Source organism: Brucella sp. IR068 (assembly GCF_049065885.1).
GTDB lineage: Bacteria > Pseudomonadota > Alphaproteobacteria > Rhizobiales > Rhizobiaceae > Brucella > Brucella intermedia.
Genome location: NZ_JBAKHE010000007.1, coordinates 161,543 through 188,477, shown reverse-complemented (window position 1 = coordinate 188,477; position 26,935 = coordinate 161,543). Strand labels below are relative to the sequence as shown.

The following is a 26,935-nucleotide window of genomic DNA, read 5'->3' as shown; positions in this document are numbered from 1 at the left end:
AACGGTTCCCGCCTCCCGCATCAACATATCCGTTGGCGAGGGAGTGTCCGCAGGACGGGGCTCGTTCCTGCATCACGAAAATATTCCTGTTTTGTTCCTATTCCGTCTTGGAAATCCTGCAAGGTGCCCGTAAAAGGATCGCCATGTTCAGATGGTTTGAAAAACGACTCGAAGCTTATCCCGAAGAACCGCCGCGCGAACCCCCGCGCGGACTGGTAGCCTTTTGCCTTTATTATACCCGCGGCGCATGGCCGTGGATCATCGGCATGGCGATCTTCACCACGCTCATCGCCGTGATCGAAGTGTCGCTCTTTGCCTTCATGGGCAACATTGTCGACTGGCTGTCGCACCAGTCGCGCGAGACTTTCCTCAGCAATGAGGGCTGGCGGCTTGCGCTGATTGCCGGCGTCGTCCTGATCGGCCTGCCGGGTGTGGTGCTGATCCATTCGCTGCTGATCCACCAGACATTGCTCGGCAATTATCCGATGCGCATTCGCTGGCTGATGCACCGTTACCTGATCCGCCAGTCGATGTCGTTCTTCCAGGACGAATTTGCCGGGCGCATCTCCACCAAGCTGATGCAGACTGCTCTTGCCGTTCGCGAAACGGTGATGAAGCTTCTGGACGTGCTCAACTATGTCATCGTCTATTTCGCAGGCACGCTGTTCATTGCGGCGTCTGCGGATCTGGTTCTGATGGTCCCGTTTGCCGTCTGGCTGGTTGCCTACATCCTGCTGCTGCGCTTCTTCATTCCGCGCCTGCGGGTGGTTTCGGAACAGCAGGCTGATGCGCGCTCGCTGATGACGGGCCGCATCGTCGACAGCTATACCAATATCGCGACCGTGAAGCTTTTCTCGCATTCGAGCCGCGAGGAATCCTATGTGCGTGAAAGCCTCGACGGCTTCCTCGGCACCGTGCATCGGCAGATGCGGCTCATCACGATGTTCCATTTCACCCTCTATATGGCGAACTGCATCCTGCTGTTTGCGGTGGGCGCAATCGGCATTCAGCTCTGGATGAACGAAGCGATTACCGTGGGCGCCGTTGCCGTCGGCATCGGTCTGGTGCTGCGCCTCAACGGCATGTCGCAGTGGATCATGTGGGAAATGTCGGCCCTGTTCGAGAATATCGGCACGGTGGAAGACGGCATCACCACGATTGCGCGTTCCCATGAAGTTGTGGACGTTCCCAATGCGCCGGCGTTGCAGGTGACCAGAGGCGAGCTCGACTTCGACCGGATCGGCTTCCACTACGGCAAGGGCAATGGTGTCATCGACAACCTCACCCTCACCATTCAGCCGGGCCAGAAAGTGGGACTGGTCGGACGCTCCGGCGCTGGTAAATCCACGCTGGTCAATCTGCTGCTGCGCTTCTACGATCTGGAGAAGGGCCGCATCCTGATCGACGGGCAGGACATTTCCAGGGTCACGCAGGATTCGCTGCGCGCCAATATCGGCATGGTGACGCAGGACACCTCGCTTCTGCATCGCTCTGTCCGCGAGAACATCATGTATGGGCGGCCGGATGCCACGGAGGAGATGCTCCAGCAGGCGATCCGTCTGGCGCAGGCCGACCAGTTCATTCCGCTGCTGACCGATCCCAAGGGGCGGCAGGGGCTGGATGCGCATGTCGGCGAACGCGGCGTCAAGCTTTCCGGCGGACAGCGCCAGCGCATCGCCATTGCGCGTGTGATGCTGAAGGACGCGCCGATCCTCATTCTGGACGAGGCCACATCGGCGCTCGATTCGGAGGTGGAGGCAGCCATTCAGGACAGCCTCAACACGCTGATGGAAGGCAAGACCGTGATCGCCATCGCGCACCGCCTTTCCACCATCGCGGCGCTGGACCGTCTCGTGGTGATGGACAAGGGGCGCATCGTGGAAGACGGCACGCATGAGGAACTTGTCGCGCTCGGCGGCATTTATGCAAGTCTATGGGCCCGCCAGTCCGGCGGCTTCCTCGGCTTCGATGAAAATACCGAGGATACGCTGGTCAAATAAGGACACAAGCCATTGATGAAAGCGGTTTACAGCCTGTTCGAACGTTGGGTCGATCCCTTTCGTGAACCGGACAGGCTGAGACCGCCTTCAACGACCCTCGGCTTTCTTTGGCATTATGCGCGACAGGCGAAATGGCCGCTGGCGGCTTCCCTTGCCGTCGGCGGATTGCTGCCGCTGGTCGAGGCAGGTCTGTTCTATTTCACCGGCAGGCTGGTCGATATTCTCGATCAGGCGGGCAAGGGCGGCGTCGAGCGAAGCTGGTCAGCGCTTTTGCAGGTGGCAGGGCCCGACCTGCTTTTCATGGGGATCACTGTCCTTGTGATCCGCCTCGTGGTGACGGCAATCAACACGCTGCTGGAAGACCAGACCTTGTCGCCGGGCTTCTACAACATGATCCGCTGGCAGGCGAATTCCTATGTTCTCCGCCAGTCCTACGCCTTCTTCCAGAATGATTTTGCCGGGCGCATTGCCACCAAGGTCTGGCAGGCAGGGCAGGCGGCAGGCGACCTCATCGAAAGCCTCATTCAGGTCGTCTGGTTCATGGCGATCTACAGTATCACAACGCTGTTTCTCGTCGGTCGGCTCGACTGGCGGCTGGCGGCGGCGGTAGTCCTGTGGATCATTGCTTTCGGCTTCATCGCCTGGCGTTATCTGCCACGCATCCGCAAGAATGCCGAGGCCTCTGCGGAGGCGGGATCGATGATCAATGGCCGCATCGTTGACAGCTATTCCAATATCCAGACGATCAAGCTCAATACTGCCGATGACGATGAGCGTTATCTGCGCGATGGTTTCGAGCGGTATCTCGGCGCAATTCTCCCGTTCATGCGTTCGCTCACCGGCGTCCGCGTTTCGCTCACGGCGCTCTCCGGCCTGATGATCGTGACGGTTGCGGCGATAGCCATCGATCTGTGGACACGCAATGCCATCACTGTCGGGCAGGTGTCGTTCACGCTCGGTCTGGTGCTGCGCCTCAACATGCTGCTTGGCCGTCTCATGATGCAGCTCAATGGCATGCTGCGCCAGCTCGGGCTGATCGAAAATTCCATGCGGCTGGTTTCCGCTCCGCTCGGTTTGGAAGACCGGCCCGATGCCAAACCGTTGCAGGTGACGGAGGCGCGCATCGATGTCCGCAACGTCACCTTTCACTATGGCAAGGCCGCGGGCGTTCTCGACAATATCAACCTGACTGTGCGCGGTGGTGAAAGGGTTGGTCTTGTCGGCCATTCCGGCGCGGGCAAGTCCACGCTCGTGAACCTCATCCTGCGTCTCTACGATGTGGAGAAGGGTTCTATCCTTGTCGATGGGCAGGATGTTCGCGATGTCACCCAGACCTCGCTGCGCCGGGCCGTTGCGGTCGTCAGTCAGGAGACCGCATTGCTGCACCGGTCGCTGCGCGACAATATCATGCTGGCGCGAGACGATGCGACCGACGAGGAACTGCTGCAGGCGGCGCGTCAGGCCGAGGCCGACGGGTTCATCGCCAATCTGGAGGATTTTCAGGGGCGGCGCTCTTTCGATGCCTTCGTGGGCGAGCGCGGCGTCAAGCTTTCCGGCGGGCAGCGGCAGCGCATCGCCATCGCGCGCGCCATCCTCAAGGACGCACCGATCCTGATCCTCGATGAAGCGACATCGGCGCTCGATTCGGAGGTGGAAGCTTCCATTCAGGAGAATCTGAAGCGCCTGATGGAGGGGAAGACGGTTATCGCGATCGCCCATCGGCTTTCCACCATCGCGGCGCTGGACAGGCTGGTGGTGATGGACCAGGGCCGCATCGTGGAGGAGGGGACGCATGACGAACTTATCGCCCGCGGCGGCATCTATGCGGGACTTTGGGCCCGCCAGTCGGGCGGGTTCATAGGGCGGAACAGGGAAAGTTGAAAGCTTTCGGCTGCTGCGTCCTTGCCGTGCTTTCCCTGAATTCAGCAGGCAAATCCGCCTGCGACATCGTGCCGTCATAAGGGGTTGGTGTCTGGACAAGCGTTTTTTACACGCATAAACCGGATAGTGAAATGGAGGGAATTTCGTCCTGTGAGCACTTGCGGGACTACTTTTGCGCAAGTGCAAAAGAGGACGAGGGGAGAGTTCAATTGAACATGCAGGTTGAAAAGGAATTGGCACGTGAGCGCACACGACACGGCTGAGCCGACACGGCGTGATTTTTTGTATATTGCGACGGGAATGGCCGGTGTCGTCGGAGTTGCCGGACTGGCCTGGCCGTTTATCGACCAGATGCGTCCGGACGCTTCGACACTCGCGGCTGCGTCCATCGAGGTTGATGTTTCGTCCCTGACGGAAGGAGCATCATTAACTGTTAAATGGCGTGGTAAGCCGGTTTTCATTCGTAACCGCTCCGCCAAGGAAGTCGAGGATGCCAAGACAACCGCTCTTGGTGATCTCAAGGATCCGATCGCGCGTAACGCCAACCTTGCTTCGGACGCGCAGGCGACCGATCTCGCCCGCTCGGCAGGCGAGGGCAAGGAAAACTGGCTGGTGATGATCGGCGTCTGCACCCATCTGGGTTGCGTGCCGCTCGGTGAATCCGGTTCTTTCGGTGGCTGGTTCTGCCCATGCCATGGCTCGACCTATGACACGGCCGGTCGTATCCGCAGCGGTCCGGCGCCGGAAAACATGCACATCCCGCAATATGCGTTCACTTCCGATACGGTCATCAGGATCGGCTAACAGGTCTTGGGGAGAGAAGACATGAGTGGTGGACACTCCACATACACGCCGAAGACCGGCATCGAAAAATGGGTGGACGAACGGCTTCCCTTGCCGCGTCTCGTCTATGATTCTTTCGTGGCCTATCCGACGCCGCGTAACCTGAACTACATGTACACCTTCGGTGGCATTCTGAGCTTCATGCTCATTTCGCAGATCGTTACCGGCATCGTGCTGGCAATGCATTATGCTGCGGATACGGGCATTGCGTTCAATTCCGTCGAAAAGATCATGCGCGACGTCAACTCCGGTTGGCTGCTGCGCTACATGCACTCCAACGGCGCATCCTTCTTCTTCATCGCCGTTTATCTCCATATCGCTCGCGGCCTCTATTACGGTTCCTACAAGGCGCCGCGCGAGCTGTTGTGGATTCTGGGCGTGGTGATCTTCCTTCTCATGATGGCGACCGCCTTCATGGGCTATGTGCTGCCATGGGGCCAGATGTCCTTCTGGGGCGCGACCGTCATCACGGGCTTCTTCACGGCCTTCCCGATCATCGGCGAGCCGATCCAGCAGCTTCTGCTCGGCGGCTTCGCGGTCGACAATCCGACGCTCAACCGCTTCTTCTCGCTGCATTATCTGCTGCCGTTCATGATCGCCGGCGTCGTCATCCTGCACGTCTGGGCGCTGCATGTGACGGGCCAGACCAACCCAACCGGCATTGAAGTCAAGTCCAAGACCGATACGCTGCCGTTCACGCCATATGCGACCATCAAGGACGCTTTCGGCGCGCTCGTCTTCTTCGTGTTCTTCGCCTACTTCATCTTCTACATGCCGAACTTCCTCGGCCATCCGGATAACTACATCCCGGCCGATTCCCTCAAGACGCCTGCCCACATCGTTCCGGAATGGTACTTCCTGCCGTTCTACGCAATGCTGCGCGCCATCACCTTCAATATCGGCCCGATCGATTCGAAGCTCGGCGGCGTTCTGACCATGTTCGGTTCGATCGCAATCCTCTTCGTCGTGCCATGGCTCGATACGTCGAAGGTTCGTTCGGCTGTCTATCGTCCGTGGTTCAAGCTGTTCTTCTGGCTGTTCGTGATCAACGCCATCTTCCTCGGCTGGCTCGGTTCGCGTCCTGCGGAAGGTTCCTACGTCTTCATGGCGCAGCTGGGTACGCTCTACTACTTTGCCTTCTTCATCATCATCATGCCGGTCATCGGCCTGATCGAAACGCCCAAGCGTTTGCCGAACTCGATCACCGAGGCGGTTCTGGAGAAGAGCGGCAAGGCCGAGATTACCCCAGTGGAAATCCCTGTAGAAACTCGGGGCTGAACCAGCGAGAGAGATGAAGGACGTAACAATGAAAAACATCCTCAAGAATTTCGCTGCCTTCGGTATTGTTCCGCTGGTCGCGCTTGGTATCGCCTTCGCCAGTACGGTGGGTGGTGCCTTGGCTGAGGAAGGCGGTAATGCCGCGGAGCCGGAACATTTTCCGATCCACCATCCCAAGCAGGAAAAGTGGAGCTTCGCCGGCCCGTTCGGAACCTATGACAAGGGCCAGCTGCAGCGCGGCCTGAAGGTCTACAAGGAAGTCTGCTCGGCTTGCCATTCGATGAACCTGGTCGCCTTCCGCACGCTGGAAGGCCTCGGTTATTCGCCAGAACAGGTCAAGGCCCTTGCCGCTGAATATGAAGTGCAGGACGGCCCGAACGCGGATGGCGAAATGTTCACCCGCAAGGCGCTTCCGACCGACCACTTCCCGTCGCCATATCCGAACGCGGCTGCGGCTGCGGCGGCAAACAACGGTGCGGCGCCGCCGGACTTCTCGCTGATTGCCAAGGCGCGCGCAGTGGAGCGTGGGTTCCCGCAGTTCATCTTCGATATATTCACGCAATATGCCGAAGGTGGCCCGGATTATATCCATTCCCTGTTGACCGGTTTCGACGAACAGCCGCCGGCAGGCATGCAGATCGCCGAAGGTACGCATTACAATCCGTACTTCATTTCGGCCAAGGCGCTCGCCATGGCGAAGCCGCTCAGCGACGACCAGGTCACCTATGACGACGGTTCGCCGCAGACGGTGGACCAGTATGCACGCGACGTTTCGGCTTTCCTGATGTGGGCTGCCGAGCCGCATCTCGAAGAACGCAAGCGGACCGGCTTCCGGGTCATGGTGTTCCTGATCCTCTTTGCGGGTCTGGTCTATGTCGCCAAGCGTTCGATCTGGTCGGATGTGAAGCACTGACAGGTCAGTCAAGGTTGAAAAATGGGCGCCACGGGCGCCCATTTTTTTGTCCCGGAGCCAGCCGGAATTTGGCCGGGGAAACGAGCACTGGCTGCTTTGCCACAATTAAGCCATGAAAATGTCCGTGCTTCGCCGCAATATTCCTGGCAAAAACAGGCGGTTTCTTTTGCATTTTGCTCGTTTGCGGGTGTAAAGGAGCTTTGCCCCGACTTTGCCTTGATTAGTTTTACCGGCCTGCAGGCCGCCTGAAAGGATGGAAAATGGAATCCGGATTTAAAGCCAGTCTGAAGGATGCGATCCGCACCATTCCGGACTATCCGAAGCCGGGCGTCCAGTTCCGCGACGTGACGACGCTCATGGGCGACGCGCAGGCATTCCGCCGCTCGGTCGACGAACTGGTCTATCCCTATGCAGGCAACAAGGTCGACAAGGTAGCCGGTATCGAGGCGCGAGGCTTCATTCTGGGTGGCGCAATCGCGCACCAGCTTTCCGCCGGTTTCGTGCCGATCCGCAAGAAGGGCAAGCTGCCGCGCGATACGGTGCGCATCGCCTACAGCCTTGAATACGGCATCGACGAAATGGAAATGCATCGCGACGCGATTGAAAAGGGCGAGCGGATCATTCTGGTGGACGACCTGATCGCCACGGGCGGAACCGCGGAAGCGGCGGCGAAGCTCCTGCTTCAGATGGGCGCGGAAATCGTTGCGGCCTGCTTCATCATCGATCTGCCGGATCTGGGTGGCCGCAAGAAGCTCGAAGCGCTCGGCGTGCCGGTGCGCACGCTTGTCGCCTTCGAGGGCGACTGAGTTAATGAAAAAGCCCGGATCGCTCCGGGCTTTGTTGTTTCAGAGGTCTGCTTTTGGTGGCAGCTTCACCATTGCCGCATTGTCGAAGGACAGGACTTCCTCGCCATTCTGGTTATGGGCGTTGGTCGTCATCGTCAGCATCGACCAGCCGGGGCGGGAAGCGAGCGGCCTGATTGTGTGGACCACGCGCTTATAGGTGATCGTATCCCCGGCATAGACCGGCTTCGGCCATTTCAGGTTCTCAAAGCCGGGCGAGGGACCGAATGTCGGCGGTGTTTCGCCGCGCTTCAGGGCGTCCTTCGTTGCCTTCACGATGGAGGCGACGTTGAGCTTCATGAACACTGCCGTCGTGTGCCAGCCGGAAGCGCACAGCCCGCCAAAGACGCTCTTCTTTGCTGCTTCGCTATCGAGATGAAACGGCTGCGGATCGTATTTCCGCGCGAAATCGATGATTTCCTCGGCCGTAAACGTATAGCTGCCGATAATGACGGCCTGTCCGAGATTGTCTTCCAGAAAACTCATGACGCATCTCCCGCAGCCGCATCGTAGTCACGGCGCAACATCATGCATGGATGCTGCATTTCACAGACGCTTTCGCCGCGCTGATTGAACAGTTCATGATGGAACGTCACGAGCCCGATTGCCGGGCGCGACCGGGAAATGCGCTTGTCCTTGATGGTCGTCACGCCGTTCAGCGTATCGCCTGCGAGCACGGGACGCTTCCACCGCGTAAATTCCACGCCGGGACCGCCTTGCGAGGTGGAATCAGTCAGATAGGCATCACAGACCAGCCGCATGATGAGGGAAACGGTGTGCCATCCCGATGCGGCCAGCCCGCCCAGCACGCTGGCCTTGCCCGCTTCCTCGTCCAGATGGAAGGGCTGCGGATCGAACGCGCTGGCAAATTCGATGATTTCTTCCTTGCTGATCGTACGAGGACCGAAGGGAAGGGTCATTCCCGGTTCCATGTCCTCGTAGGCATATTTCGGCAGAGGCTTGCTCACCCTCGATCTCCTCCATACTCATAAAGTGCGATGCACTCACACTGAATCGTACCACGATTTTCCCTCCTCCTGAGGAGGCTCGCGAGCTTGCGAGGGAGCCGTCTCGAAGGAAGAGGGCAGGCACTGTGCGTTTCCCCTCAGCCCTTCGAGAGGCCGTTTTCAACGGCTCCTCAGGGTGAGGGAAAGATAGGCGTCGAGAGTATAGGTGACACCTCCCGGAATCAAAAACTCTCCCACATCACTACACATTATCCAGACGCGAAATCAGTTCACACTTTTGGGAGGCGCGCCTTATAGCAGAGCGGTTCCTGTCCTGACAGAATCGCCGGAACCGCTCTAACTATTTGTTTTATCGCATTATCCAACGCATCGAAGCGGGATAAGAAATCAGTCCGGTGAACTGATTTCCCCGCGTAGACGTTTCACACTTTTGCTGGAAATGCTCTAAATCTCGTTGAGCCTGACTCATCGAGACCTGGTTGAGCCCATGCGGTGATTGAGGATTTTCGGGGCGTGATGCGCTAGCATTCAGCGCCCTGCTATCAGGTATTGAAGCGGAACAGCATCACATCGCCGTCATGGACGATGTATTCCTTGCCTTCGTCCCTCGCTTTTCCAGCTTCCTTCGCGCCGACTTCGCCGTTGTATTTGACGTAGTCTTCATAGGCGATGGTCTGGGCGCGGATGAAGCCGCGCTCGAAATCGGTGTGGATGACACCGGCGGCGGCGGGGGCCTTCGTGCCGCGCTTGATGGTCCAGGCGCGGGTTTCCTTGGGGCCAGCGGTGAAATAGGTGATGAGGTCGAGCAGCTTGTAGCCGGCGCGGATCAGGCGGTCGAGGCCCGGCTCCTCAAGGTCCATGCTTTCCAGATATTCCCTGGCTTCCTCATCGGGAAGCTGCGCGACTTCCGCCTCGATCGCAGCCGAAATGATGACCGTCTGGGCACCCTGTTCCTCGGCCATCTTGCCAACGGCGGCGCTGTATTCGTTGCCCTTCGCAGCATCGCCTTCCGCGACGTTGCAGACATAGAGCACAGGCTTCGAGGTCAGAAGGTTCAGGCCCTTCAGCGTCAGCAGGTCCTCGGGAGAAATGTCCTTCAGCATCAGGCGAACAGGCTGGCCGTTCTGAAGCAGTTCAAGCGCGGCTTCCATCACCGGCAGGACGGTGAGCGCTTCCTTGTCCTTGCCGGTCGCGCGCTTGCGGATCTGCACGATGCGGCGCTCGATGCTTTCGAGGTCCGACAGCATCAGCTCCGTTTCCACCGTCTGGGCATCCGATACGGGATCGATGCGGCCTTCAACGTGGGTAATGTCGTCATCCTCAAAGCAGCGCAGCACATGCACGATGGCATCGACTTCGCGAATATTGGCGAGGAACTGGTTGCCGAGGCCTTCGCCCTTCGAGGCGCCGCGCACGAGGCCCGCAATATCCACGAAGTTGATGCGGGTCGGGATGATTTCCTTCGAACCGGCGATCCTGGCGATTTCGTTCTGGCGCGGGTCCGGAACGGCCACTTCGCCGGTATTCGGCTCGATGGTGCAGAATGGATAGTTCGCGGCCTGTGCGGCGGCCGTTTTGGTCAGCGCGTTGAAAAGCGTCGACTTGCCAACGTTTGGCAGGCCAACGATGCCGCATTTGAAACCCATGATCGTACCTATCAGACTAGAATTTTCTTGGTGTGGCTATGCGTCATAGGACGGCACAGCGTCAATCCTTTTTCCCGAAAAGCCGCTTGAGCATGTCGGCCATCGGGCCGCTTTCGGGAATATTCGGCTTTTTCTGGTTTGGCCGGGCCTGGCGGATATGGCTCTGCACCTTTGCCTTTGCTTCGGGCGGGGCTTTTTCAAGCTGCGCGGGGTCGGCCTTGAAACCGTTGGGACGCTGATTGCCGTCGCCCATGGCGAGCGCAACGCGGTTCATGAAACTGTTGTCCTCGCCGCGGGCGAGCATGGCGACATTATCGGCGACAGCGCCCAGAAGCGTATCCAGCCATTCATTGTCGGCCTTGGCGAAATCGCCGAGAACATAGTTATGCACGAGTTCCTTCGCGCCGGGATGGCCGATGCCAAGCCGCATGCGGCGATAATTCTGGCCGCCGGGGAAGGATTGCATATGGGCGTCGATGGACTTGATGCCGTTATGGCCACCGGAGCCGCCGCCGGTCTTGATGCGCAGCTTGCCGGGATTGAGATCGAGTTCGTCATAGATCACGACGAGATCGGCAGGCGTCAGCTTGTAGAAGCGCATGGCCTCGCCGACAGACTGGCCGGAAAGGTTCATGAAGGTCTGCGGCTTGATGAGCAGCACCTTTTCGCCATCGATCACGCCATCGGCGATCTCGGCCTGAAACTTCTTCTGCCAGTTGGAAAAGCGATGGCGGCGGAATATTTCATCCGCCGCCATGAAACCGATATTGTGCCGGTTATGCGCATATTTGGGGCCCGGATTGCCAAGACCTGCAATGAGCAGCATGGTTTGAGCCCCTAAATAATTACTCGGCGTCCTTGGCTTCTTCCGCAGCGCCTTCCGAGGCAGCTTCTTCCGACTTCAGGCCGGCAGGAGCAGCGATCGTGGCGATGGTGAAGTCGCGATCCTGGATAGCAGGCGTCACGCCCTTCGGCAGCTTGATTGCCGAAATGTGGACGGAGTCGCCGATTTCGAGGCCGGTCAGGTCGACATCGAGTGCTTCCGGAATTGCATTGGCCGGAACGATCAGTTCAACGTCGTGACGAACGATGTTGAGAACGCCGCCGCGCTTGATGCCCGGAGCTGCTTCTTCGTTCTTGAAGTGGACCGGAACATTCACATGGACGACCGACTTCGCGGAAACGCGCAGGAAGTCGACATGCTGCGGGAAGTCACGGACCGGATCCAGCTGGTAGTCCTTCGGGAGGACCTGAATCTTCTTGCCGTCCACTTCGATCGTGGCAACAGTGGTCTTAAAGCCACCGCCATGAATCTTGTAGAAGATCTCCTTGTAGGAGACGGCGATTGCGAGGGGTTCCTGCTTGTCGCCATAGATGACTGCAGGAATCTGGCCGTTGCGACGCAGTTCGCGGGAGGACCCCTTACCAACCCGGGTACGCAGATCGGCCTTGAGCACGTAAGTCTCGCTCATGGCATTTCCTTTCGATGTTACTGGAGTGTCGCCCGCTGTATAATCTGCGCATGATCTTCTCCGAAAACCGGTTTCCACTTTTCGGGACCATGCTTCAACAAACGACATGAAACAGCCCGTATCGTCTGTCACAAGGTGAAAGACCGGACCGCTCCATTCCGCGTTGCCTCCAAGGGTGTCTACGCGGATGGCGGTGCTATAGAGCATAGCGCGCGGCGGTGCAAGTTTTTTGGGTTTGCCTCCCACGGAGGCTGACGGGCGATAGTTGAAAAAGTGATCCCGATGGCCTATATCCGGATCGGTAGCTGAAGCGCGAACTCCAGCTACCGTGTTCTTAGATAAAGAATTGTACCCGCACTGTAGCTCGCCAGCTGGTGCGGGTTTTCTTTATTCTAAGCGTGAATCTAATGGGTATTAACCACATTCAATTCACCTCCGAATAGAGGGCAAAGCCTTTGCATAGGTCGGAGCGACCGGGAGCCCGTTCCAAAAGTCGCCCTGTGCGGCTGCAAATGGCAATTTGTCTGCGTTCCGGTACTCACGTACCATTAAGTACGTTCCGTTCCGGTACTCGAAACTCACCATTTTCGCGCGCACATGCCGCTTTTTGAATCAGGCTCCCATCCTCCCCGACGCGCCCGCTGGATAGTGTGGTGGATTTGAAGTTCCTATAATTTGCATGGCATCAGCGTTCAGGAACTTCAAATCCGTAAACCACACTAGATTCTATATGTTACTAGTGTGGCTTTGAATCCGAAATTCGTACACAGCTTGCTATCGCGTGAGACCAATTTCGGATTCGCCACACTAGACGCTTGCTGCTTTTGCCCCTTGACAGGATTGCTATCAAAACTTCAGGTTGAAATCTACTGCCCGGCACCTGTGGGCATTTGTCTTAACGGGTGGCAATGACAGCCGCAAAAGTGTTAAGCGGGTGCCTGATCGACTGGCCGGTTTTCTGCGCGAGTCGTCTGTTCCTGCAATGTTGAAACAAGGAGGCGAGATGCAGGTCGGTATCGACATGGGTTCTGTTGCTGGAAGCGGTTCTGCCTCGGCAGCGGCGCTTGGCGGCAGCAAGCAGGCCATGCTTGATCTTGAGGAGCTTCTCGCCACGCGCCTGCTCGTGCAGGGCAATTCCGGCTCGGGCAAGTCGCATCTTCTGCGCCGCCTGCTGGAACAGAGCGCGCAATGGGTGCAGCAGTGCATCGTCGATCCCGAAGGGGATTTCGTCACGCTCGCCGATCTCTACGGCCATGTCGTCGTTGATGCCGCCCGCACCGAAGCCGAACTGACCCGCATTGCCGGACGCATCCGCCAGCATCGTGTTTCCGTCGTGCTCAATCTGGAAGGCCTGGACGTCGAGCAGCAGATGCGCTCGGCTGCGGCTTTTCTTGGCGGACTTTTCGATGCCGAACGCGATTATTGGTATCCGATGCTGGTCGTTGTGGACGAAGCGCAGCTTTTTGCGCCTGCCGCCGCCGGTGAAGTGTCGGATGAAGCGCGCAAGCTTTCGCTGGGCGCGATGACCAACCTCATGTGCCGTGGTCGAAAACGCGGTCTTGCCGGGGTTATTGCGACGCAGCGACTGGCGAAGCTCGCCAAGAACGTCGCCGCCGAGGCCTCGAATTTTTTGATGGGGCGCACTTTTCTCGATATCGACATGGCGCGGGCCGCCGACCTTCTCGGCATGGAACGCAAACAAGCTGAAATGTTCCGCGATTTGCAGCGCGGGCATTTTGTGGCGCTTGGGCCCGCCTTGTCGCGCCGTCCATTGCCGATCAAAATCGGCAAGGTGGAAACATCGGCACGGTCTTCTTCGCCGAAACTGATGCCGCTTCCCGATGCGCCCGAAGATGCGCTTGATCTTATCTTCACGCCTGCGCCGCAGGAAATCCGCACCGCTGTGCGCAGGGCTCCGCCACCGCCACCGCCGCCATCGACGGCGGAAATCCTGGCTCAGGTGGCAAAACCCAAACCGGAAGCCGAACCGGTCGAAGCGCCGCTTTTCCCCGGCATCGTGGAAGCCGAACGCGAAGAGCTTCTGGAAAAGGTGATGCGCGAGATCGTGGACGATCCGGAGGCCTCGTTCCGCTCGGTTGCCGTTCTCTATCAGGACTTTCTGGTGCGTTGCCGCATTCACCGCGTTCCGGGCGAACCGCTGGCCCTGCCTGCCTTCCGGCGCAGGCTCGCCGTGGCGCAAGCCAGCATTGAAAGCGATGTCGCCAATGGCGAGACATGGCAGCAGGCGCTTATCCTTTCGGAAAGCCTCACCGACGATGTGCAGGGCGTGTTCCTGATCGTGGCGCAGGCAGCGGTGACGGGTGCGCCTTGCCCGTCCGACGCGGCGCTGGCGCGGGCCTATGGCACGCATTCGTTCAGTCGTGCGCGGCGTCTCCTGACCTATTTCGAAGAGCGCGGGCTTCTGGTCGTGCGCAACGACTTCAAGGGAATGCGCATCGTCAATTTCCCCGATCTTGCCTGTGAGACCGCGCCGGGCGATCCGAATGCGCCGGATGATCTGGCCGAAGAAGGTGCCGCAGCCGAGTAAGCCTGTGAAAACCGTCATGAACCTGTAATGATTGTCAGCAAGAGCTTGGTCGGATCATTCAGGATGACAGCGTGACACAGCCAATAAAGCAGCCGGATTTCAAAGAACTTTTCGCGACATTCGGCAAGATCGGGCTTTTGTCCTTCGGCGGGCCGGCAGCGCAGATCGCCATGTTGCAGCGCGTTCTCGTGGATGAGAAGAAATGGATGGATCAGGAGCGGCTGATCCATGCGCTCAATTTCTGTATGTTGCTGCCCGGGCCGGAAGCCATGCAGCTTGCGACCTATTCCGGCTGGGCTGTGAAAGGCTGGCGCGGCGGCTTGCTGGCCGGGCTTTTGTTCGTGCTGCCCGGCGCTGTCGTCATGCTGGCATTGTCGGCGCTTTATGTCGCCTTCGGGCATGTCGATGTTGTGGCGGGATTGCTGTTCGGCCTCAAGGCTGCGGTGCTGGCCGTGGTCTTTGAGGCGCTCTATCGGATGGCCAGACGGACATTGGCGTCGGGTTTTTCCTATTGCGTGGCGGTCGCGGCATTCATTGCGATAGCGCTTTTGAAACTGCCGTTTCCGCTCGTCGTGCTGCTGGCGGCTGTCGCCGGTGGCCTGCGCCATGCCATTCAGGGAAATAGTGCAGCAACAGTTCTGGGGCAGGCGACACCCGGTGCGCTGCGGGAATTCACGCAGCAGACACTGATCTGGGGCGGGCTGTGGCTTTTGCCTCTGATCGGGCTCTTCCTCGCCTTTGGCGGGGGGCATGTCTTCGTGCAGGAAGCTGCCTTTTTCTCGAAGCTTGCGGCGGTAACGTTCGGCGGCGCTTATGCGGCCCTTTCCTATACGGCGCAGCAGGCGGTCGAGCATTTCGGCTGGATGAAGCCCGGCGAGATGCTGACCGGGCTTGGTCTTGCCGAAACCACGCCGGGACCGCTGATCCTCGTGCTGGTATTCGTCGGCTTCGTGGGGGCGGCGAACCTTTCGGGCCTGTCGCCGCTGCTCGGCGGCTTTTTCGGCGGATTGATCGCGCTGTGGTTTACCTTCGTGCCCTGCTTTCTATGGATACTGGCAGGCGCGCCATTCGTGGAGCGGCTGCGTCAGGTGCGCTGGCTGTCGGCGATGCTGGGCGGCATTACGGCTGCGGTCGTGGGTGTGATTGCCAATCTGGCGCTGTGGTTCTCGCTGCATGTCCTGTTTTCACAGGTCGTGGAGAAGGCTGTCGGTCCCTTCACGCTGCCGCTTCCGGTCTGGAGCACAATAGACAATGCCGCCGTCCTGATCGCAGGCGCGGCGGCATTGTTGCTTGTCGTCTTCAGGATGAACATGCCGCTCGTGCTGTTGCTGGCGGCATGTTTCGGGATCGCCCTCAGGCTGTTGTTTTAGTCGAACAGGCTCGAAACCGACTCTTCCGCTGCCGTGCGGGCAATGGCTTCGCCGATGAGGTCCGAGATCGACAGCACGCGGATGTTCGGCGCGTCGTTGATGGCGGTGGTCGGCTGGATGGAATCGGTGATGACCAGTTCCTTCAGCTTGGACGAGGCGATACGCGCAACCGCGCCGCCGGACAGAACGCCGTGCGTGATATAGGCGGTGACGCTGTTGGCGCCCTTGTTGAGGAGGGCTTCGGCTGCATTGCAGAGCGTGCCGCCGGAATCGACGATATCGTCGAACAGCAGGCAGTCCTTGCCGGAAACATCGCCGATGACGTTCATGACTTCCGACTCACCCGGGCGCTCACGACGCTTGTCGACGATGGCGAGCTGCGCGTCGATGCGCTTTGCGAGCGAACGGGCGCGCACCACGCCGCCGACGTCCGGCGATACGACCATGCAGTTGCCGGTGGCATAATGGGCCTTCACATCGCGGGCGATGACCGGAACGGCGTAGAGGTTGTCGGTCGGGATATCGAAGAAGCCCTGGATCTGACCGGCGTGAAGGTCAAGCGTCAGGACGCGGTTGGCGCCGGCTTCGGTGATGAGGTTGGCGACGAGCTTGGCCGAGATCGGCGTACGCGGGCCGGGCTTGCGGTCCTGGCGGGCATAGCCGAAATAGGGCAGGACTGCGGTGATGCGACGGGCCGAGGAACGGCGGAAGGCATCGATCATGATGAGCAGTTCCATCAGGTGATCGTTTGCCGGGTAGGAGGTCGATTGCAGAACGAATACGTCTTCGCCGCGCACGTTTTCCTGAATCTCTACGAAGATTTCCTGATCGGCGAAGCGACGAACGCTGGCCTTACCGAGCGGAATGTTGAGATATTGAGCAACGGATTCGGCAAGAACCCGGTTGGAGTTGCCTGCGAAAAGTTTCATTCTTTTGCCTCTGACGCCGATGCGGTCGCGGTTTGCAGTCTGGTTGTCGCAAAAGTCCGCCGTAACGGACAATCTCAAAAATTTTAAAGCTGCGTACTTATCTGACGGGATCAAGTACAGCAGCTTGCAAGGTTCTTTCGGATGCGGGGGCTATTGCAAAGAGTCACAGTTATTGCAAGGCCCGAAGGGACACAATTGCTGCAAAAAGGCCGGTATTGCGGCTTTCCCACAGTATGACAGACGGATTCAGCAAAAGATTTCAGTCTTTTGCTGCCGAAGCAAGTTTCTATGCGCGATTTGCCGCAAGCCAGGTCGAATATTCCTGCATGGTGCGGTCGGCGATTGCCTGCATTGCGGAAGCCGGAACGACGCTCCATGAGTCTGCCGCAGCGCCCGGAACTTTCTCCTGACCCTGTATGCGGTGAAGGCGGTTGCCGGACGCATCGAGAACGTCCCAGACGTAGAGAACCGTGGTCTGGTTATCTTCCGAAAGAACGGAGAAATATCCCTTCATCACATAGGCCGCGCCCGTATCATTATTGCCCGCAAGTTCGATGCCCTTTGCCTTGGCGTCATCGTTGATGCGATGGGTCAGCGGCGTCACCACATTGACCGGCGCGCCGACGATGGGGGCGATATGCAGCTTGCCCGGCTTGAGGCCTGCACTGCGCTGCGGCGCCGCTGGCGCGGTGGTTGCGGGCGGGGTGCCGGTTGCGGTTGTTCCGGCGGGTTGCGCGGCGCCGGTCGCCGGGGTGCCGGGCGTCGTGGCCGGTGCAACGGTTTGGCCCGAACTCTGGCCAGAGGCTTGACCCGGGCCCTGATTGCTGCCTTGCACGTTCAGCGCGGATTCAGTGCTGTTGCAGGCAGCGAGGACGCTTGTCAGCATCCCGGCCAGAAACAGCATCGTTGAAAGATGTGCCTTGTTCATGTTCGGCTTCATGCTCCTGAAGGCGCAGGTTCTCTGCGATAGGGCATTTCAGTTCATTCCGTCGACTTTTCCCGACGTGCCGTTTTATCGCCGATTGCGCCTCATTTGACAATCATATCAAGAGAATGGCGGGATAATGGCTGAGCAGCCCCATTTGTTGTGAGATATGTCTGTCCCAGCGTCATGGCGGTCTGCGTATCGGAATCCATGATGATCATATGCGCGAAAAGCGTCATGTCCGGCTGGATGCTTTCCGGATTTCCGGCATAGAACATCTGCGGGTCCATCCATGACGGCGTGAAGCGCGCGCCCACCGAATAACCGCAGGCATTGAGGCGGTGGCGGGTGAGGCCATGCGCCTCCATGGTCCGCGCATGGGCATCGAACACGTCGCCAAATGTCGAGGCGGGCGTCATCGCCGCTTCCACGGCTTCCAGCGCCTCGCGCGCGGCGGCGTAAAGCTCCTGATGATGCGTTGTCGGCTTGCCGACGATCAGCGTGCGCATCATCGGCGCATGGTAATGCCGGAAGACGCCCGACCATTCGAGCGTGAGCTGGTCGTTCTTGTTCAGCTTGCGCCGGCCGGATTTGTAGCGGCAGAGCAGGGCGTCGTCGCCCGAGCCGATGATATATTCGTTCGCCGGATAATCGCCGTCGCCCGCGAAATTGGCGCTCATCATCGCAGCCAGAATATCGGCTTCGCTCGCGCCGCCTTTGGTCAGCTTGATCGCCGCATCAAGCGCATCGTCGCTGAGTTCCGCGGCGCGCTTGGCATAGGCGATTTCGGCAGGGCTCTTCAGCAGGCGCAGGCGATCCACCATGCCGGACGCATCGTAAAGCTTGGCAAAGCTCTGCAACTGTTCGTCCAGCTTGCGGGCATTTGCGCCGGTGAGGCCGTGCGTCTGGTATTCGATGCCGATCCGCGTGCCGAGAAGGTCGAGTTCCGTCAGGACATTGCGCAGGTCCGAAGCCGGATTGGCATTGTCGCGGTCGGTCCAGACCACGATATTCTCGATATTCGACGTATGACGCGCCTGCCGGAGATCGGCGGAGCGGGTCATCAGCACCATGGACCCGTCGGCTTTCACGACGAGGCACTGGAAGAAGCAGAAGCCGAACGTGTCATAGCCGGTCAGCCAGTACATGCTCTCCTGTGCGAACAGCAGAAGGGCATCCAGCTTCTCCTCCTCCATCTTCAAGGTCAGACGGTCGCGACGTGCGGCGAATTCTTCCGGCTCGAAGTGAAGGGCCATGCGGTTCTCCTAATCTTCCTGGGTGGCGGTGTCTTCTATGATGGCAATGGCTGCGATCTGACGCCCGTAATCGGGTTCATTGCGATGGGTGGTGCGCCGGTAGGAATAGAACTGCTCCTCGTCGGCATAGGTGCACTGGCGCAGCGATTCCGCCTGCACACCTGCCTTCGTCAGGCGGTCGGTGATGAACGTCCACAGGTCGAACAGCTTGTGGTCCGCCTTGTCGGATGGGCGGAAATAGGCGGTATAGGCCGGGTCCCTGCCGATGAATTCGGCATAGAATTCCGGTCCTACCTCATAATTGTCGGGGCCGATGGTGGGGCCGAGAACAGCCACGATATTCTCGCGCTTCGCGCCGAGCCCGATCATGGCTTCGATGGTGTTTTCCAGCACGCCGCCGAAAGCGCCGCGCCATCCCGCATGAGCAGAGCCGATGATTCCCGCTTCGTGATCGGCAAACAGCACTGGCCCGCAATCGGCGGAAAGCGCACCGATAGCGATGCCGGGAACATTGGTCACCATGGCGTCGGCCTTCGGGCGCGGGCTGCCGAATGGTTCGGTGACGTGGAGGACATCGGGCGAATGAACCTGATGCACGGTCATGAGATGATCGGGCGCAACGCCGAGGCTTTCGGCTACGCGGCGGCGATTCTCCGCGACCTTTTCCGGTACATCGTTCGATCCGCTTCCGACGTTGAGGCCCGTATAGATGCCATCGGAAACGCCGCCCTTGCGGGTGAAGAAGCCGTGCGCAATCCGCTTCCCGTTCTGTCCGACGGGCTTTTCAAGGAGAGGCGAACGGAGCGGTTGCGGCATGTCGGTCATGGCATTCTTTCGTTAAACGGCGGGATGGTGGGGGAGGTCGGTTGGCTTGTCAATCGAAGCTTTCACTAACATGGGACTGCAAAAGGAATGAGCTTTGTGTCGGAATCGCTGATGGCCAGCACCTTGAACAAGGTTCCCATCTGGTCGGGCGCGGCCAGTCTTTCGACATCCTGCCGGATTTTTTCCTGAAATGCCGCATCCTTGCCCGCGCCCAGCCGTCCGGCGCGATCAATCAGGCCCATTGCGAGCAGAAACTCGCCCTGCGTCATCGTTCCGGTCCTGCAATTGCTGGCGCGTGCCGCCTTCTCCAGCATGTCGAAATCGACATGGCTGGTAAGATCGGCTTCCCCCGGATGGGCGAACACATCGTCAAAACTGTGTTTCAGCATGGCTTGCAGCGTATCGCCGAAACCGGATTCCAGATGGCCGTAATCGATGTTGAGCGCCGCGCCGCGCGTTGTGGCAATACGGCTGGCGATTTCCTGCATCAGGGCCGTGCGCGCCGGGGCCGCTTCGAAGATGGCACCTTCCTCCGCCGTGGCGTGATCTTGCGGAAGGAGAGCCGGATCTATGCCGCCCAGACCGCTGACGAAGTGAAATTCGTCCTTGTCGTCGAGCGAAATCATCCGTTCGACAAAGCGGCCACCCACCTTGACGAACTGGCGGAAAGGAATGGCGTCGAAGAGTTCGTTGGTGACGAGGATCAGGGGCCCGTCAGCTATGTCGGAAAAGCGCTCGAACCAGTCGATTTTTACGCCTGCACCGGCCAGCTTTTCCTTTTGCCTTTCGACAAGGCGCGGGCTGGTTTCGACCATGGCGATGCGGGCAGCGCCAAGCATTTGCGGGGCAAGCCTGCCGATGGTGCGCAGCATGTCGCTCATCAGCGTGCCGCGACCGGGGCCGATCTCGCACAGCACCACATTGTCCGGGCGTCCCAGCGCATCCCATTCGCTGACGCACCAGATGCCGATCAGCTCGCCGAACATCTGGCTCACTTCCGGCGCGGTGATGAAATCGCCGTCACGTCCGAAAGGTTCTCGCGTGGTATAATAGCCAGCCTCGCGGTCGCCGAGGCAGGCGGCCATGTAATCGGCGACGCTGATCGGCCCGGAGGCGGCAATCAGGCGTTTCAGCCGGTCTTTCAGCAATGACTCAGGCATCTTTGGCTGCTGCGCGGTTGGCGCGCCACATGGCCCACAGGCCAATCAGCACCATTGGCACCGAAAGCACCATGCCCATGGTGAGCCAGCCGCCGAGGAGATAGCCAAGCTGGGCGTCCGGCTCGCGGAAGAATTCCACCACGATGCGGCTGAGGCCGTAGCCGGTGACGAATGCGCCTGCGATGAAGCCGGGTTTCTTCAGCTTGCGTCCGACCCAGACGAGCAGGAACAGCACGAAGAAGAGCACGAGACCCTCGAGCAAGGCTTCGTAAAGCTGGCTTGGATGGCGCGGCAACGGGCCGCCATTGGGGAAATAGACCGCCCATGGCACATCGCTGACCCGGCCCCAGAGTTCCGAATTGATGAAATTGGCGACGCGCACGACGCCGAGGCCGACCGGCACGCCGGCGGCAATCGTGTCGAACATGCTCCACACCCTGATGCCGCGTGAGCGGGCAAACAGGATCATGGCGAGCGTCGTGCCCAGAATGCCGCCGTGGAACGACATGCCGCCATCCCAGACCGCCGGAATGGCGAGCGGGTTGGAGATGTAGAAGGAGAAATTATAGAAGAGCACATAGCCGATGCGCCCGCCAAGCACGACGCCGAGCGCGGCCCAGATGACGAAGTCGTCGAGCGCTTCCGGGGCCATGGGCGGCTGGTTGTTCGCCCACAGGCGGTGGCTTCGCAGGAGCTTCTTGCCATACCACCAGGCGAACATGATGCCGACCACATAGCCGAGGCCGTACCAGTGCACTGCCAGCGGCCCGATCCGGAAAATCACCGGATCGATATTGGGGAAGGCGAGCGCCGATACGGGCAGCAACGTCTCAATCATGAAATCACTCCGTTTTGTGAGGGAACATGCTGGACCAGCCCTTGCCGGTCAAGCCGTTCCCGCCGTGCTGCAAATCGCGTTTTGCGGTGCCTGCGGTGCTCATCTACCCTTAAGGCAGCCTTAAGTACATTCGCCTCGGGTTTCCCGATCCCGCAGGAGCCCCTGATTTTGCTTTCGTTGCGCCGAAGCCGATCACTTTCCATAGCCGAGCTTGCATCGGACCCGAGACGGCCCTATTTCAAATTTATGTTTTCAACAGGTCTCTCCTGGAAATAAGGAATGATTGCCATGACCAGCGGACAGAACCGGGTTCTCGATGAACTCGCCAAGCTTGTGACGGATGCGGCAGGCGCTGCGCAGGGCGTGCGCCGCGAAGTGGAAACGGCGTTGCGTTCACAGGGCGAACGGGTGCTCAACACGCTCGACGTGGTGCAGCGCGAAGACTTCGAAGCCGTTCGTGAAATGGCGATCAAGGCGCGCGCCGAAAACAGCGCCCTGCTGGCAAGAATCGAAGCTCTCGAAGCGCGTCTTGCGAAATTCGAAGTCGATTCCGATGCCAAATCGGCAAAATCGGCTTCAACTTCGGCTAAATCCAAAAATAATCCCTGAATATTTATTAACAGGCCGCAAGTGGCAAAAACCCTTGTCTTAGAGTCGGTTAAGGCAAGGGGTGCGGCCCGCCCTTCATATATTTCCACATGCTTTCATGTCTCTTTTTTGAAAAGGGGCTGGCGTTCAGATTCAGCATCAATAGACTGAAAACACTACATGATTCGTAATGTGGTCATGTAGGCGGCGGCGAGGGGCTGTGTGTCAGGTTTCGCGTCTTTCAGGCTGCTTTCCAGTATCAGTTGCGTATGTGCGTGTGCCATTGGGGCGCTTGCATGCCACCGTGCATGCCGGTTCCTCGACCGATCAATTCGTGCCTGTTTTCCTGCGCTTGTTCTTGCGCGGTGACCGGCGCGGGCGGGCAGTTATCTGCACGCCGGGAATTAGGAAACATCTGGGGGCAGATGGTTCCCAGAACAGGAAACGGACATGAGCCTTCTTGAGCTTGAATTCGCACGTGAGGCGCATCCGGTGGATGTGATCGAACAGGTCGCGCATTCAAACGACTGGACGTTCGAGCGGACTGGCGACGACGAAATCGCAATCTCGGTTGCGGGCAACTGGACTGACTATCACATCTCGTTTTCCTGGATGGAGGATTTCGAGGCACTGCATCTGGCCTGCGCATTCGACATCAAGGTGGCCGAGCCGCGCGTCAACGAAGTGATGCGCCTGCTTTCGCTCATCAACGAAAAACTGCTGATGGGCCATTTCGACCTCTGGCAGCAGGAAGGCGCGATCATGTATCGCCAGTCGCTGTTGCTGGCGGGCGGCGCGGAACCGACGAGCCGTCAGGTGGAAGTGCTGCTGTCGGCGGCGCTGGAAGCCTGCGAGGCCTATTTCCAAGCTTTCCAGTTCGTGGTCTGGTCGGGCGTCACGGCCCGCGAGGCGCTGGAAAGTGTGGTGTTCGAGACAGTCGGTCGCGCCTGACTATAAATCAGTTTAATTTTGGCCCGGCGCTCGCGCCGGGTTTTCTGCGAGGCCGGGAGCGCGGGCCGGGGAGTGAAAGAATGAGCGAAGCAACCACCATCAGCTGGGCAGATTTCGAAAAGGTCGATATCCGCAGCGGAACCATCGTGGAAGCCGTGCCATTTCCCGAAGCGCGCAAGCCCGCCTTCAAGCTGAAGATCGATTTCGGCGAAAAGATCGGCGTCAGGAAGTCGTCGGCCCAGATCACGAAGCACTACACGCCCGAGCAACTCATCGGCAAGCAGGTCATGGCTGTGGTGAATTTCCCGCCGCGGCAGATCGGCCCCTTCATGTCGGAAGTGCTGACGCTCGGCATGCCGGACGAGGACGGCGAAGTGGTTCTCGCGGCAATCGACAAGCCGGTGCCGAACGGCGGCAAGCTTTATTGAGAGCACGATGATTTCGCGTTGAGCAACCGCGTCGATCCCTCATCCTGAGGAGGCTTCTGAGCAAGCTCAGGAACCTTTTCAGAATGGAGGCAGAGAGGTAGTTATTGCGTTACGCTATCGATTGAGAAGATGCACTGATTCTGGAACGTGTCCTGCGGTTTCCAGATTTTATCTGCAAGAACAATATTATGAATATTGAGCTGTTTCATCGCTTTCAGCGAATAGGTCCAGCCCTTGCAGTCTTTATATTCGTGATCGAGGCGATCCAGGCCGTATAGGGGCATCATGGGCTCCACGCCCAATGACGAATAGAAACTGAATTCACGGGCTCGTTCTTCGGTTAATGCGCGGTACAGCTTGGCCTTATCAGCGGCTGGCGCTTTTTCAAGCACGTCCGACACTATTTGAAATGCACTGCCATGCCATCCGAGCTGGCTGTCCTTGTCCAGATATTTGATCTTTCCTGCCGGAAAGACATAATTGGCGCAAGAAGAGAAGCAGTGTCGCTTGATATGAACATCCATACCCTTTTTATGGATAAACTCCCCGAGATCCATGCCCGTGTCTACCGGTCCACCTCTGCTGTCGATAACCAGCGTCGTGATCGAAGGATCGTAGAGCTTTTTTAGTTTTTCAAATGAAGCTTGGTTTAGCCAGCCGGTATAATGAATTTCCTTCCCTTGTTTAATGACAGTGGCAGTCGATGAGGTGCCGGAATTGTCGGTCGTCATGGCAGCTGTCGAGAACGATGATGAAGTATAAATTACAAAAAACAAAATTATTTCTTTTTTCAACGGTGAATCCTTGCAGATTAATATTAAATGAAGTCGAATTTTATGAATTACATCAAATATAACGTCTATTCTTGTATAAGAATTACATTAAACTTAGGCCGGAATATGGATGATGGCGCGTAGGCCGCCCAGAGGCGAATCTTCCAGCGAAATGTCGCCGCCGTGGCTGCGCGCGATGTCGCGTGCAATGGCAAGCCCCAGCCCGCCCGTGCCGCCTGAATCCTGCGTTCGCGCTTCATCCAGCCGGACGAATGGCTTGAAGACATCTTCCCGCCGGTCTTCCGGAATGCCCGGTCCGTCATCGTCCACGACGACTTTCAGCCAGCCTTCGACATGCGAAATTGACAGCTCGACATTTTGCGCGTGACGGAAGGCGTTCGATACGAGATTGCTCACCAGACGCGAGAAGGCGTTCGGGCGCACATGAACCTCGCTGTCGCCCTCGACATGATATTTGAAGCCGCGTTCGCGCAGCCGCGCCTCGTTCTCCAGCTTCTCGCAGAGTTTGGTGACATCATAGCTTGCCGTTTCTTCCGAACCTTCGCCGCGCGCAAAGGCAAGATAGCCTTCGAGCATCGTCTGCATGTCGGCGATATCCTGATTGAGCGGCTCGGTGTCGATGGAATGGCCAGCCAGCGCCAGTTGCAGCTTGAAGCGGGTGAGGATGGTGCGCAGGTCGTGGCTGACGCCCGACAGCATGGCCGTGCGCTGCTCGATCTGGCGCTCGATGCGCGAGCGCATCTGGATGAAGGCAATGCCGGCGCGCCGTACTTCCTCGGCCCCGCGCGGATGGAAGCCCTCCGGCATGGGGCGCCCCTTGCCGAAACTTTCCGCCGCCTCGGCAAGCTGCTGGATCGGCTTGATCTGGTTGCGCAGGAAAGCGATGGCGATGATGAGCAGAACGAGCGCGGTGCCGACCATCCAGGTCAGGAAGATGCCCGTATTGGACGCATAGGCCTGGCTGCGCCTTGCAAAGACGCGCAACACCTTGTCCTCGAGCTTGATGCGGATTTCGATGAGATCGGAATCGCCCACCGTATCCACCCAGAAGGGCCGGTTGATCTGGCGGGTGATTTCCTCGCTCAGGAAGTAATCGAGAATGGCGAAGAACGGCTTCGGTCCGGGCGGCGGCAGCGGATCGGGCGGCAGGATCGAAATGTTCAGCGCCAACCGCTGCTGCGAGATGCGGATCAGATTATCGTAGCCCGGTTCCTGCGGATAGGTTTCCAGAATATCGATGATGCCTGCAATATCACGGACGACGGCGGTGGACAGACGTTCCGTCACCATCTGCCAGTGACGCTCCATGAACACATAGGCGATCACGGATTGCAGCAGCACCATCGGTGCGATGATGATGATGAGCGACCGCGCATAAAGCCCCTTGGGCATGGTGCGGGCCAACCAGCGGGAGAATTTTCTCAAGGGCGATTTCATCGTGTCAGGCCCACACTGGCTGCGGCACAAGGGGGGTATTCGGGTCGGTATTCGGGGCGGTGATCGCGCTTCGCGACGGCCTTCGCGGCGTCTGGCGCAGCCGAAAAGTTCTTTTCAGGCTGCGCTTCGCGTTTTGTGAGAATACCATTTCCGATCGCACTATCCCGGCTCTGCCGAATGCTACTCGATGCTCAGCTTGTAGCCGATGCCGCGCACGGTCTGGAGCCAGACCGGATTGGCCGGGTCCTGCTCGATCTTGCGGCGAAGGCGATTGATCTGGACGTCGATCGTGCGCTCGCCGACATCGCCGTCCTGACCGGTCAGCTCGTGACGGGGGATCGTTTCACCGGCGCGCTCCGCGAAGATCGCCATGATGTCCTGTTCGCGATCCGTCAGCTTGATCGTTTCGGAACCCTTCTTCAATTCGCGGCGCGGGATGAAGAAAGTGTAGGGGCCGAACACGATCTGTTCGATCTTCGGCTGCGCCGGAGGCGCGCCGCGCCGTAGGATATTGTTGATGCGAAGCGTCAGCTCGCGGGGATCGAAGGGCTTGGGCAGATAGTCATCGGCGCCAGCGGACAGCCCGTCGATGCGGCTGTCGGTTTCCGACAATGCCGTCAGCATGAGAATGGGAACATTCTTCTGCTCGCGCAGCGAGCGCGTCAGCGAAACGCCGGTTTCGCCCGGCATCATGACGTCGAGGATGAGCAGATCGAAGTCGATGCCTTCCAGCTTGCGGCGCGCTTCAGCGGCGCTGCTAGCCATGGTGACACGGAAACCGCTATTCGTCAGATATTGCGAAAGAAGGCTGCGGATGCGCGTATCGTCATCAACGACGAGGAGATGCGGCGCGTCATCCGAAAGCGTTTTTTCTTCTTCTGCTGCCATGGCGTGTTTCGATCCCGTTCCGATAATTTGACTTCAGCATCCCGGCATCATGCCCGATGCTTTGGCACGCATATTACCGACAGGAATGCGGCACGTCCATTCACTGCCTGCATGCGCCTGTTTTTATGCAATCATTCAGTGTCTGGTCCAAAGCC

General features: G+C 58.8%; 26 protein-coding genes. 12 read left to right on the top strand and 14 right to left on the bottom strand.

The window, feature by feature from the left end; translation table 11 throughout:
- Positions 1 to 143: 143 nt before the first annotated feature.
- The 7 genes from ACOWVS_RS13980 to ACOWVS_RS13950 all read left to right on the top strand — a co-directional run bounded on the left by ACOWVS_RS13980 (position 144) and on the right by ACOWVS_RS13950 (position 7,721).
- Positions 144 to 2,000, top strand: a complete 1,857-nt coding sequence (locus ACOWVS_RS13980) for an ABC transporter ATP-binding protein (protein ID WP_021586974.1) — start codon at positions 144 to 146, stop codon at positions 1,998 to 2,000.
- A 15-nt stretch (positions 2,001 to 2,015) separates the two neighbouring features.
- Entirely contained in the window at positions 2,016 to 3,881 is a 1,866-nt protein-coding gene (locus tag ACOWVS_RS13975) for an ABC transporter ATP-binding protein (RefSeq protein WP_021586973.1), read from the top strand.
- A gap of 240 nt (positions 3,882 to 4,121) precedes the next feature.
- Entirely contained in the window at positions 4,122 to 4,685 is a 564-nt protein-coding gene (gene petA, locus ACOWVS_RS13970; RefSeq protein WP_022569054.1) for a ubiquinol-cytochrome c reductase iron-sulfur subunit, read from the top strand.
- A 21-nt stretch (positions 4,686 to 4,706) separates the two neighbouring features.
- Positions 4,707 to 6,002: a cytochrome b gene (locus tag ACOWVS_RS13965; protein WP_006472729.1), complete on the top strand. Its 1,296-nt coding sequence runs from the start codon at positions 4,707 to 4,709 to the stop codon at positions 6,000 to 6,002.
- Between the two features lie 28 nt (positions 6,003 to 6,030).
- Positions 6,031 to 6,915 carry a cytochrome c1 gene (locus tag ACOWVS_RS13960; protein ID WP_021586971.1) on the top strand — a complete coding sequence of 295 codons (885 nt, stop codon included), beginning with the start codon at positions 6,031 to 6,033 and terminating at the stop codon, positions 6,913 to 6,915.
- 21 nt (positions 6,916 to 6,936) lie between these two features.
- Positions 6,937 to 7,164: a hypothetical protein gene (locus ACOWVS_RS13955; RefSeq protein WP_128005735.1), complete on the top strand. Its 228-nt coding sequence runs from the start codon at positions 6,937 to 6,939 to the stop codon at positions 7,162 to 7,164.
- An 11-nt stretch (positions 7,165 to 7,175) separates the two neighbouring features.
- Positions 7,176 to 7,721 (top strand): adenine phosphoribosyltransferase, encoded by a 546-nt coding sequence (locus ACOWVS_RS13950; RefSeq protein WP_010659612.1) that lies wholly within the window; start codon positions 7,176 to 7,178, stop codon positions 7,719 to 7,721.
- A gap of 39 nt (positions 7,722 to 7,760) precedes the next feature.
- Here the strand turns inward: ACOWVS_RS13950 and ACOWVS_RS13945 are convergent, their stop codons facing one another.
- The 5 genes from ACOWVS_RS13945 to ACOWVS_RS13925 form a co-directional block, all read right to left on the bottom strand.
- A complete protein-coding gene (locus tag ACOWVS_RS13945; RefSeq protein ID WP_021586970.1) occupies positions 7,761 to 8,243 on the bottom strand; it encodes a MaoC family dehydratase in 483 nt (160 codons plus the stop codon).
- The gene (locus ACOWVS_RS13940; protein WP_006467333.1) at positions 8,240 to 8,725 is read right to left on the bottom strand and encodes a MaoC family dehydratase; all 486 of its coding nucleotides are present in this window, start codon (positions 8,723 to 8,725) and stop codon (positions 8,240 to 8,242) included. Before ACOWVS_RS13940 ends, ACOWVS_RS13945 begins: the two co-directional genes overlap by 4 nt.
- 542 nt (positions 8,726 to 9,267) lie before the next feature.
- Positions 9,268 to 10,371, bottom strand: coding sequence for a redox-regulated ATPase YchF (gene ychF / locus ACOWVS_RS13935; RefSeq protein ID WP_021586969.1), 1,104 nt, complete (start codon positions 10,369 to 10,371; stop codon positions 9,268 to 9,270).
- A gap of 61 nt (positions 10,372 to 10,432) precedes the next feature.
- On the bottom strand, positions 10,433 to 11,197 hold the full coding sequence (gene pth / locus ACOWVS_RS13930) for an aminoacyl-tRNA hydrolase (RefSeq protein WP_021586968.1): 765 nt from the start codon (positions 11,195 to 11,197) through the stop codon (positions 10,433 to 10,435).
- A gap of 19 nt (positions 11,198 to 11,216) precedes the next feature.
- Positions 11,217 to 11,843, bottom strand: coding sequence for a 50S ribosomal protein L25/general stress protein Ctc (locus tag ACOWVS_RS13925; RefSeq protein WP_006472730.1), 627 nt, complete (start codon positions 11,841 to 11,843; stop codon positions 11,217 to 11,219).
- A gap of 1,003 nt (positions 11,844 to 12,846) precedes the next feature.
- Between ACOWVS_RS13925 and ACOWVS_RS13920 the strand changes: the two genes are divergently transcribed.
- Together ACOWVS_RS13920 and chrA are read left to right on the top strand one after the other, a co-directional pair.
- Positions 12,847 to 14,391, top strand: a complete 1,545-nt coding sequence (locus ACOWVS_RS13920; protein WP_021586967.1) for an ATP-binding protein — start codon at positions 12,847 to 12,849, stop codon at positions 14,389 to 14,391.
- 71 nt (positions 14,392 to 14,462) lie between these two features.
- Positions 14,463 to 15,761 (top strand): chromate efflux transporter, encoded by a 1,299-nt coding sequence (gene chrA / locus ACOWVS_RS13915; protein WP_021586966.1) that lies wholly within the window; start codon positions 14,463 to 14,465, stop codon positions 15,759 to 15,761.
- On the opposite strand, the gene ACOWVS_RS13910 is transcribed toward chrA, so the two are convergent.
- The 6 genes from ACOWVS_RS13910 to lgt form a co-directional block, all read right to left on the bottom strand.
- Positions 15,758 to 16,690 carry a ribose-phosphate pyrophosphokinase gene (locus ACOWVS_RS13910; protein WP_021586965.1) on the bottom strand — a complete coding sequence of 311 codons (933 nt, stop codon included), beginning with the start codon at positions 16,688 to 16,690 and terminating at the stop codon, positions 15,758 to 15,760. The genes chrA and ACOWVS_RS13910 overlap by 4 nt on opposite strands.
- A 286-nt stretch (positions 16,691 to 16,976) precedes the next feature.
- Positions 16,977 to 17,630 (bottom strand): hypothetical protein, encoded by a 654-nt coding sequence (locus ACOWVS_RS13905; RefSeq protein WP_036592919.1) that lies wholly within the window; start codon positions 17,628 to 17,630, stop codon positions 16,977 to 16,979.
- 89 nt (positions 17,631 to 17,719) lie between these two features.
- Positions 17,720 to 18,871: a M24 family metallopeptidase gene (locus ACOWVS_RS13900; RefSeq protein WP_021586962.1), complete on the bottom strand. Its 1,152-nt coding sequence runs from the start codon at positions 18,869 to 18,871 to the stop codon at positions 17,720 to 17,722.
- Between the two features lie 9 nt (positions 18,872 to 18,880).
- Entirely contained in the window at positions 18,881 to 19,696 is an 816-nt protein-coding gene (gene pgeF, locus ACOWVS_RS13895) for a peptidoglycan editing factor PgeF (protein WP_021586961.1), read from the bottom strand.
- A gap of 65 nt (positions 19,697 to 19,761) precedes the next feature.
- Entirely contained in the window at positions 19,762 to 20,856 is a 1,095-nt protein-coding gene (locus ACOWVS_RS13890; RefSeq protein ID WP_021586960.1) for a class I SAM-dependent methyltransferase, read from the bottom strand.
- The gene (lgt, locus tag ACOWVS_RS13885; RefSeq protein WP_021586959.1) at positions 20,849 to 21,694 is read right to left on the bottom strand and encodes a prolipoprotein diacylglyceryl transferase; all 846 of its coding nucleotides are present in this window, start codon (positions 21,692 to 21,694) and stop codon (positions 20,849 to 20,851) included. Before lgt ends, ACOWVS_RS13890 begins: the two co-directional genes overlap by 8 nt.
- A 288-nt stretch (positions 21,695 to 21,982) precedes the next feature.
- On the opposite strand from lgt, the gene ACOWVS_RS13880 reads away from it, so the two are divergent.
- The 3 genes from ACOWVS_RS13880 (at position 21,983) to ACOWVS_RS13870 (ending at position 23,661) form a co-directional block, all read left to right on the top strand.
- Positions 21,983 to 22,303: an accessory factor UbiK family protein gene (locus tag ACOWVS_RS13880; RefSeq protein ID WP_006471915.1), complete on the top strand. Its 321-nt coding sequence runs from the start codon at positions 21,983 to 21,985 to the stop codon at positions 22,301 to 22,303.
- Between the two features lie 429 nt (positions 22,304 to 22,732).
- The gene (locus ACOWVS_RS13875) at positions 22,733 to 23,233 is read left to right on the top strand and encodes a YbjN domain-containing protein (RefSeq protein WP_006467319.1); all 501 of its coding nucleotides are present in this window, start codon (positions 22,733 to 22,735) and stop codon (positions 23,231 to 23,233) included.
- A gap of 80 nt (positions 23,234 to 23,313) precedes the next feature.
- Positions 23,314 to 23,661 carry a tRNA-binding protein gene (locus ACOWVS_RS13870; RefSeq protein ID WP_021586958.1) on the top strand — a complete coding sequence of 116 codons (348 nt, stop codon included), beginning with the start codon at positions 23,314 to 23,316 and terminating at the stop codon, positions 23,659 to 23,661.
- Between the two features lie 101 nt (positions 23,662 to 23,762).
- On the opposite strand, the gene ACOWVS_RS13865 is transcribed toward ACOWVS_RS13870, so the two are convergent.
- From ACOWVS_RS13865 to ACOWVS_RS13855, 3 genes are all read right to left on the bottom strand, one after another.
- Complete coding sequence (locus ACOWVS_RS13865; RefSeq protein WP_128005737.1) at positions 23,763 to 24,455, bottom strand: hypothetical protein; 693 nt, start codon at positions 24,453 to 24,455, stop codon at positions 23,763 to 23,765.
- 93 nt (positions 24,456 to 24,548) lie between these two features.
- Positions 24,549 to 25,892, bottom strand: coding sequence for an ATP-binding protein (locus tag ACOWVS_RS13860; RefSeq protein WP_006471914.1), 1,344 nt, complete (start codon positions 25,890 to 25,892; stop codon positions 24,549 to 24,551).
- A 180-nt stretch (positions 25,893 to 26,072) separates the two neighbouring features.
- Complete coding sequence (locus tag ACOWVS_RS13855; RefSeq protein WP_075042006.1) at positions 26,073 to 26,780, bottom strand: response regulator; 708 nt, start codon at positions 26,778 to 26,780, stop codon at positions 26,073 to 26,075.
- Between the last annotated feature and the right edge of the window lie 155 nt (positions 26,781 to 26,935).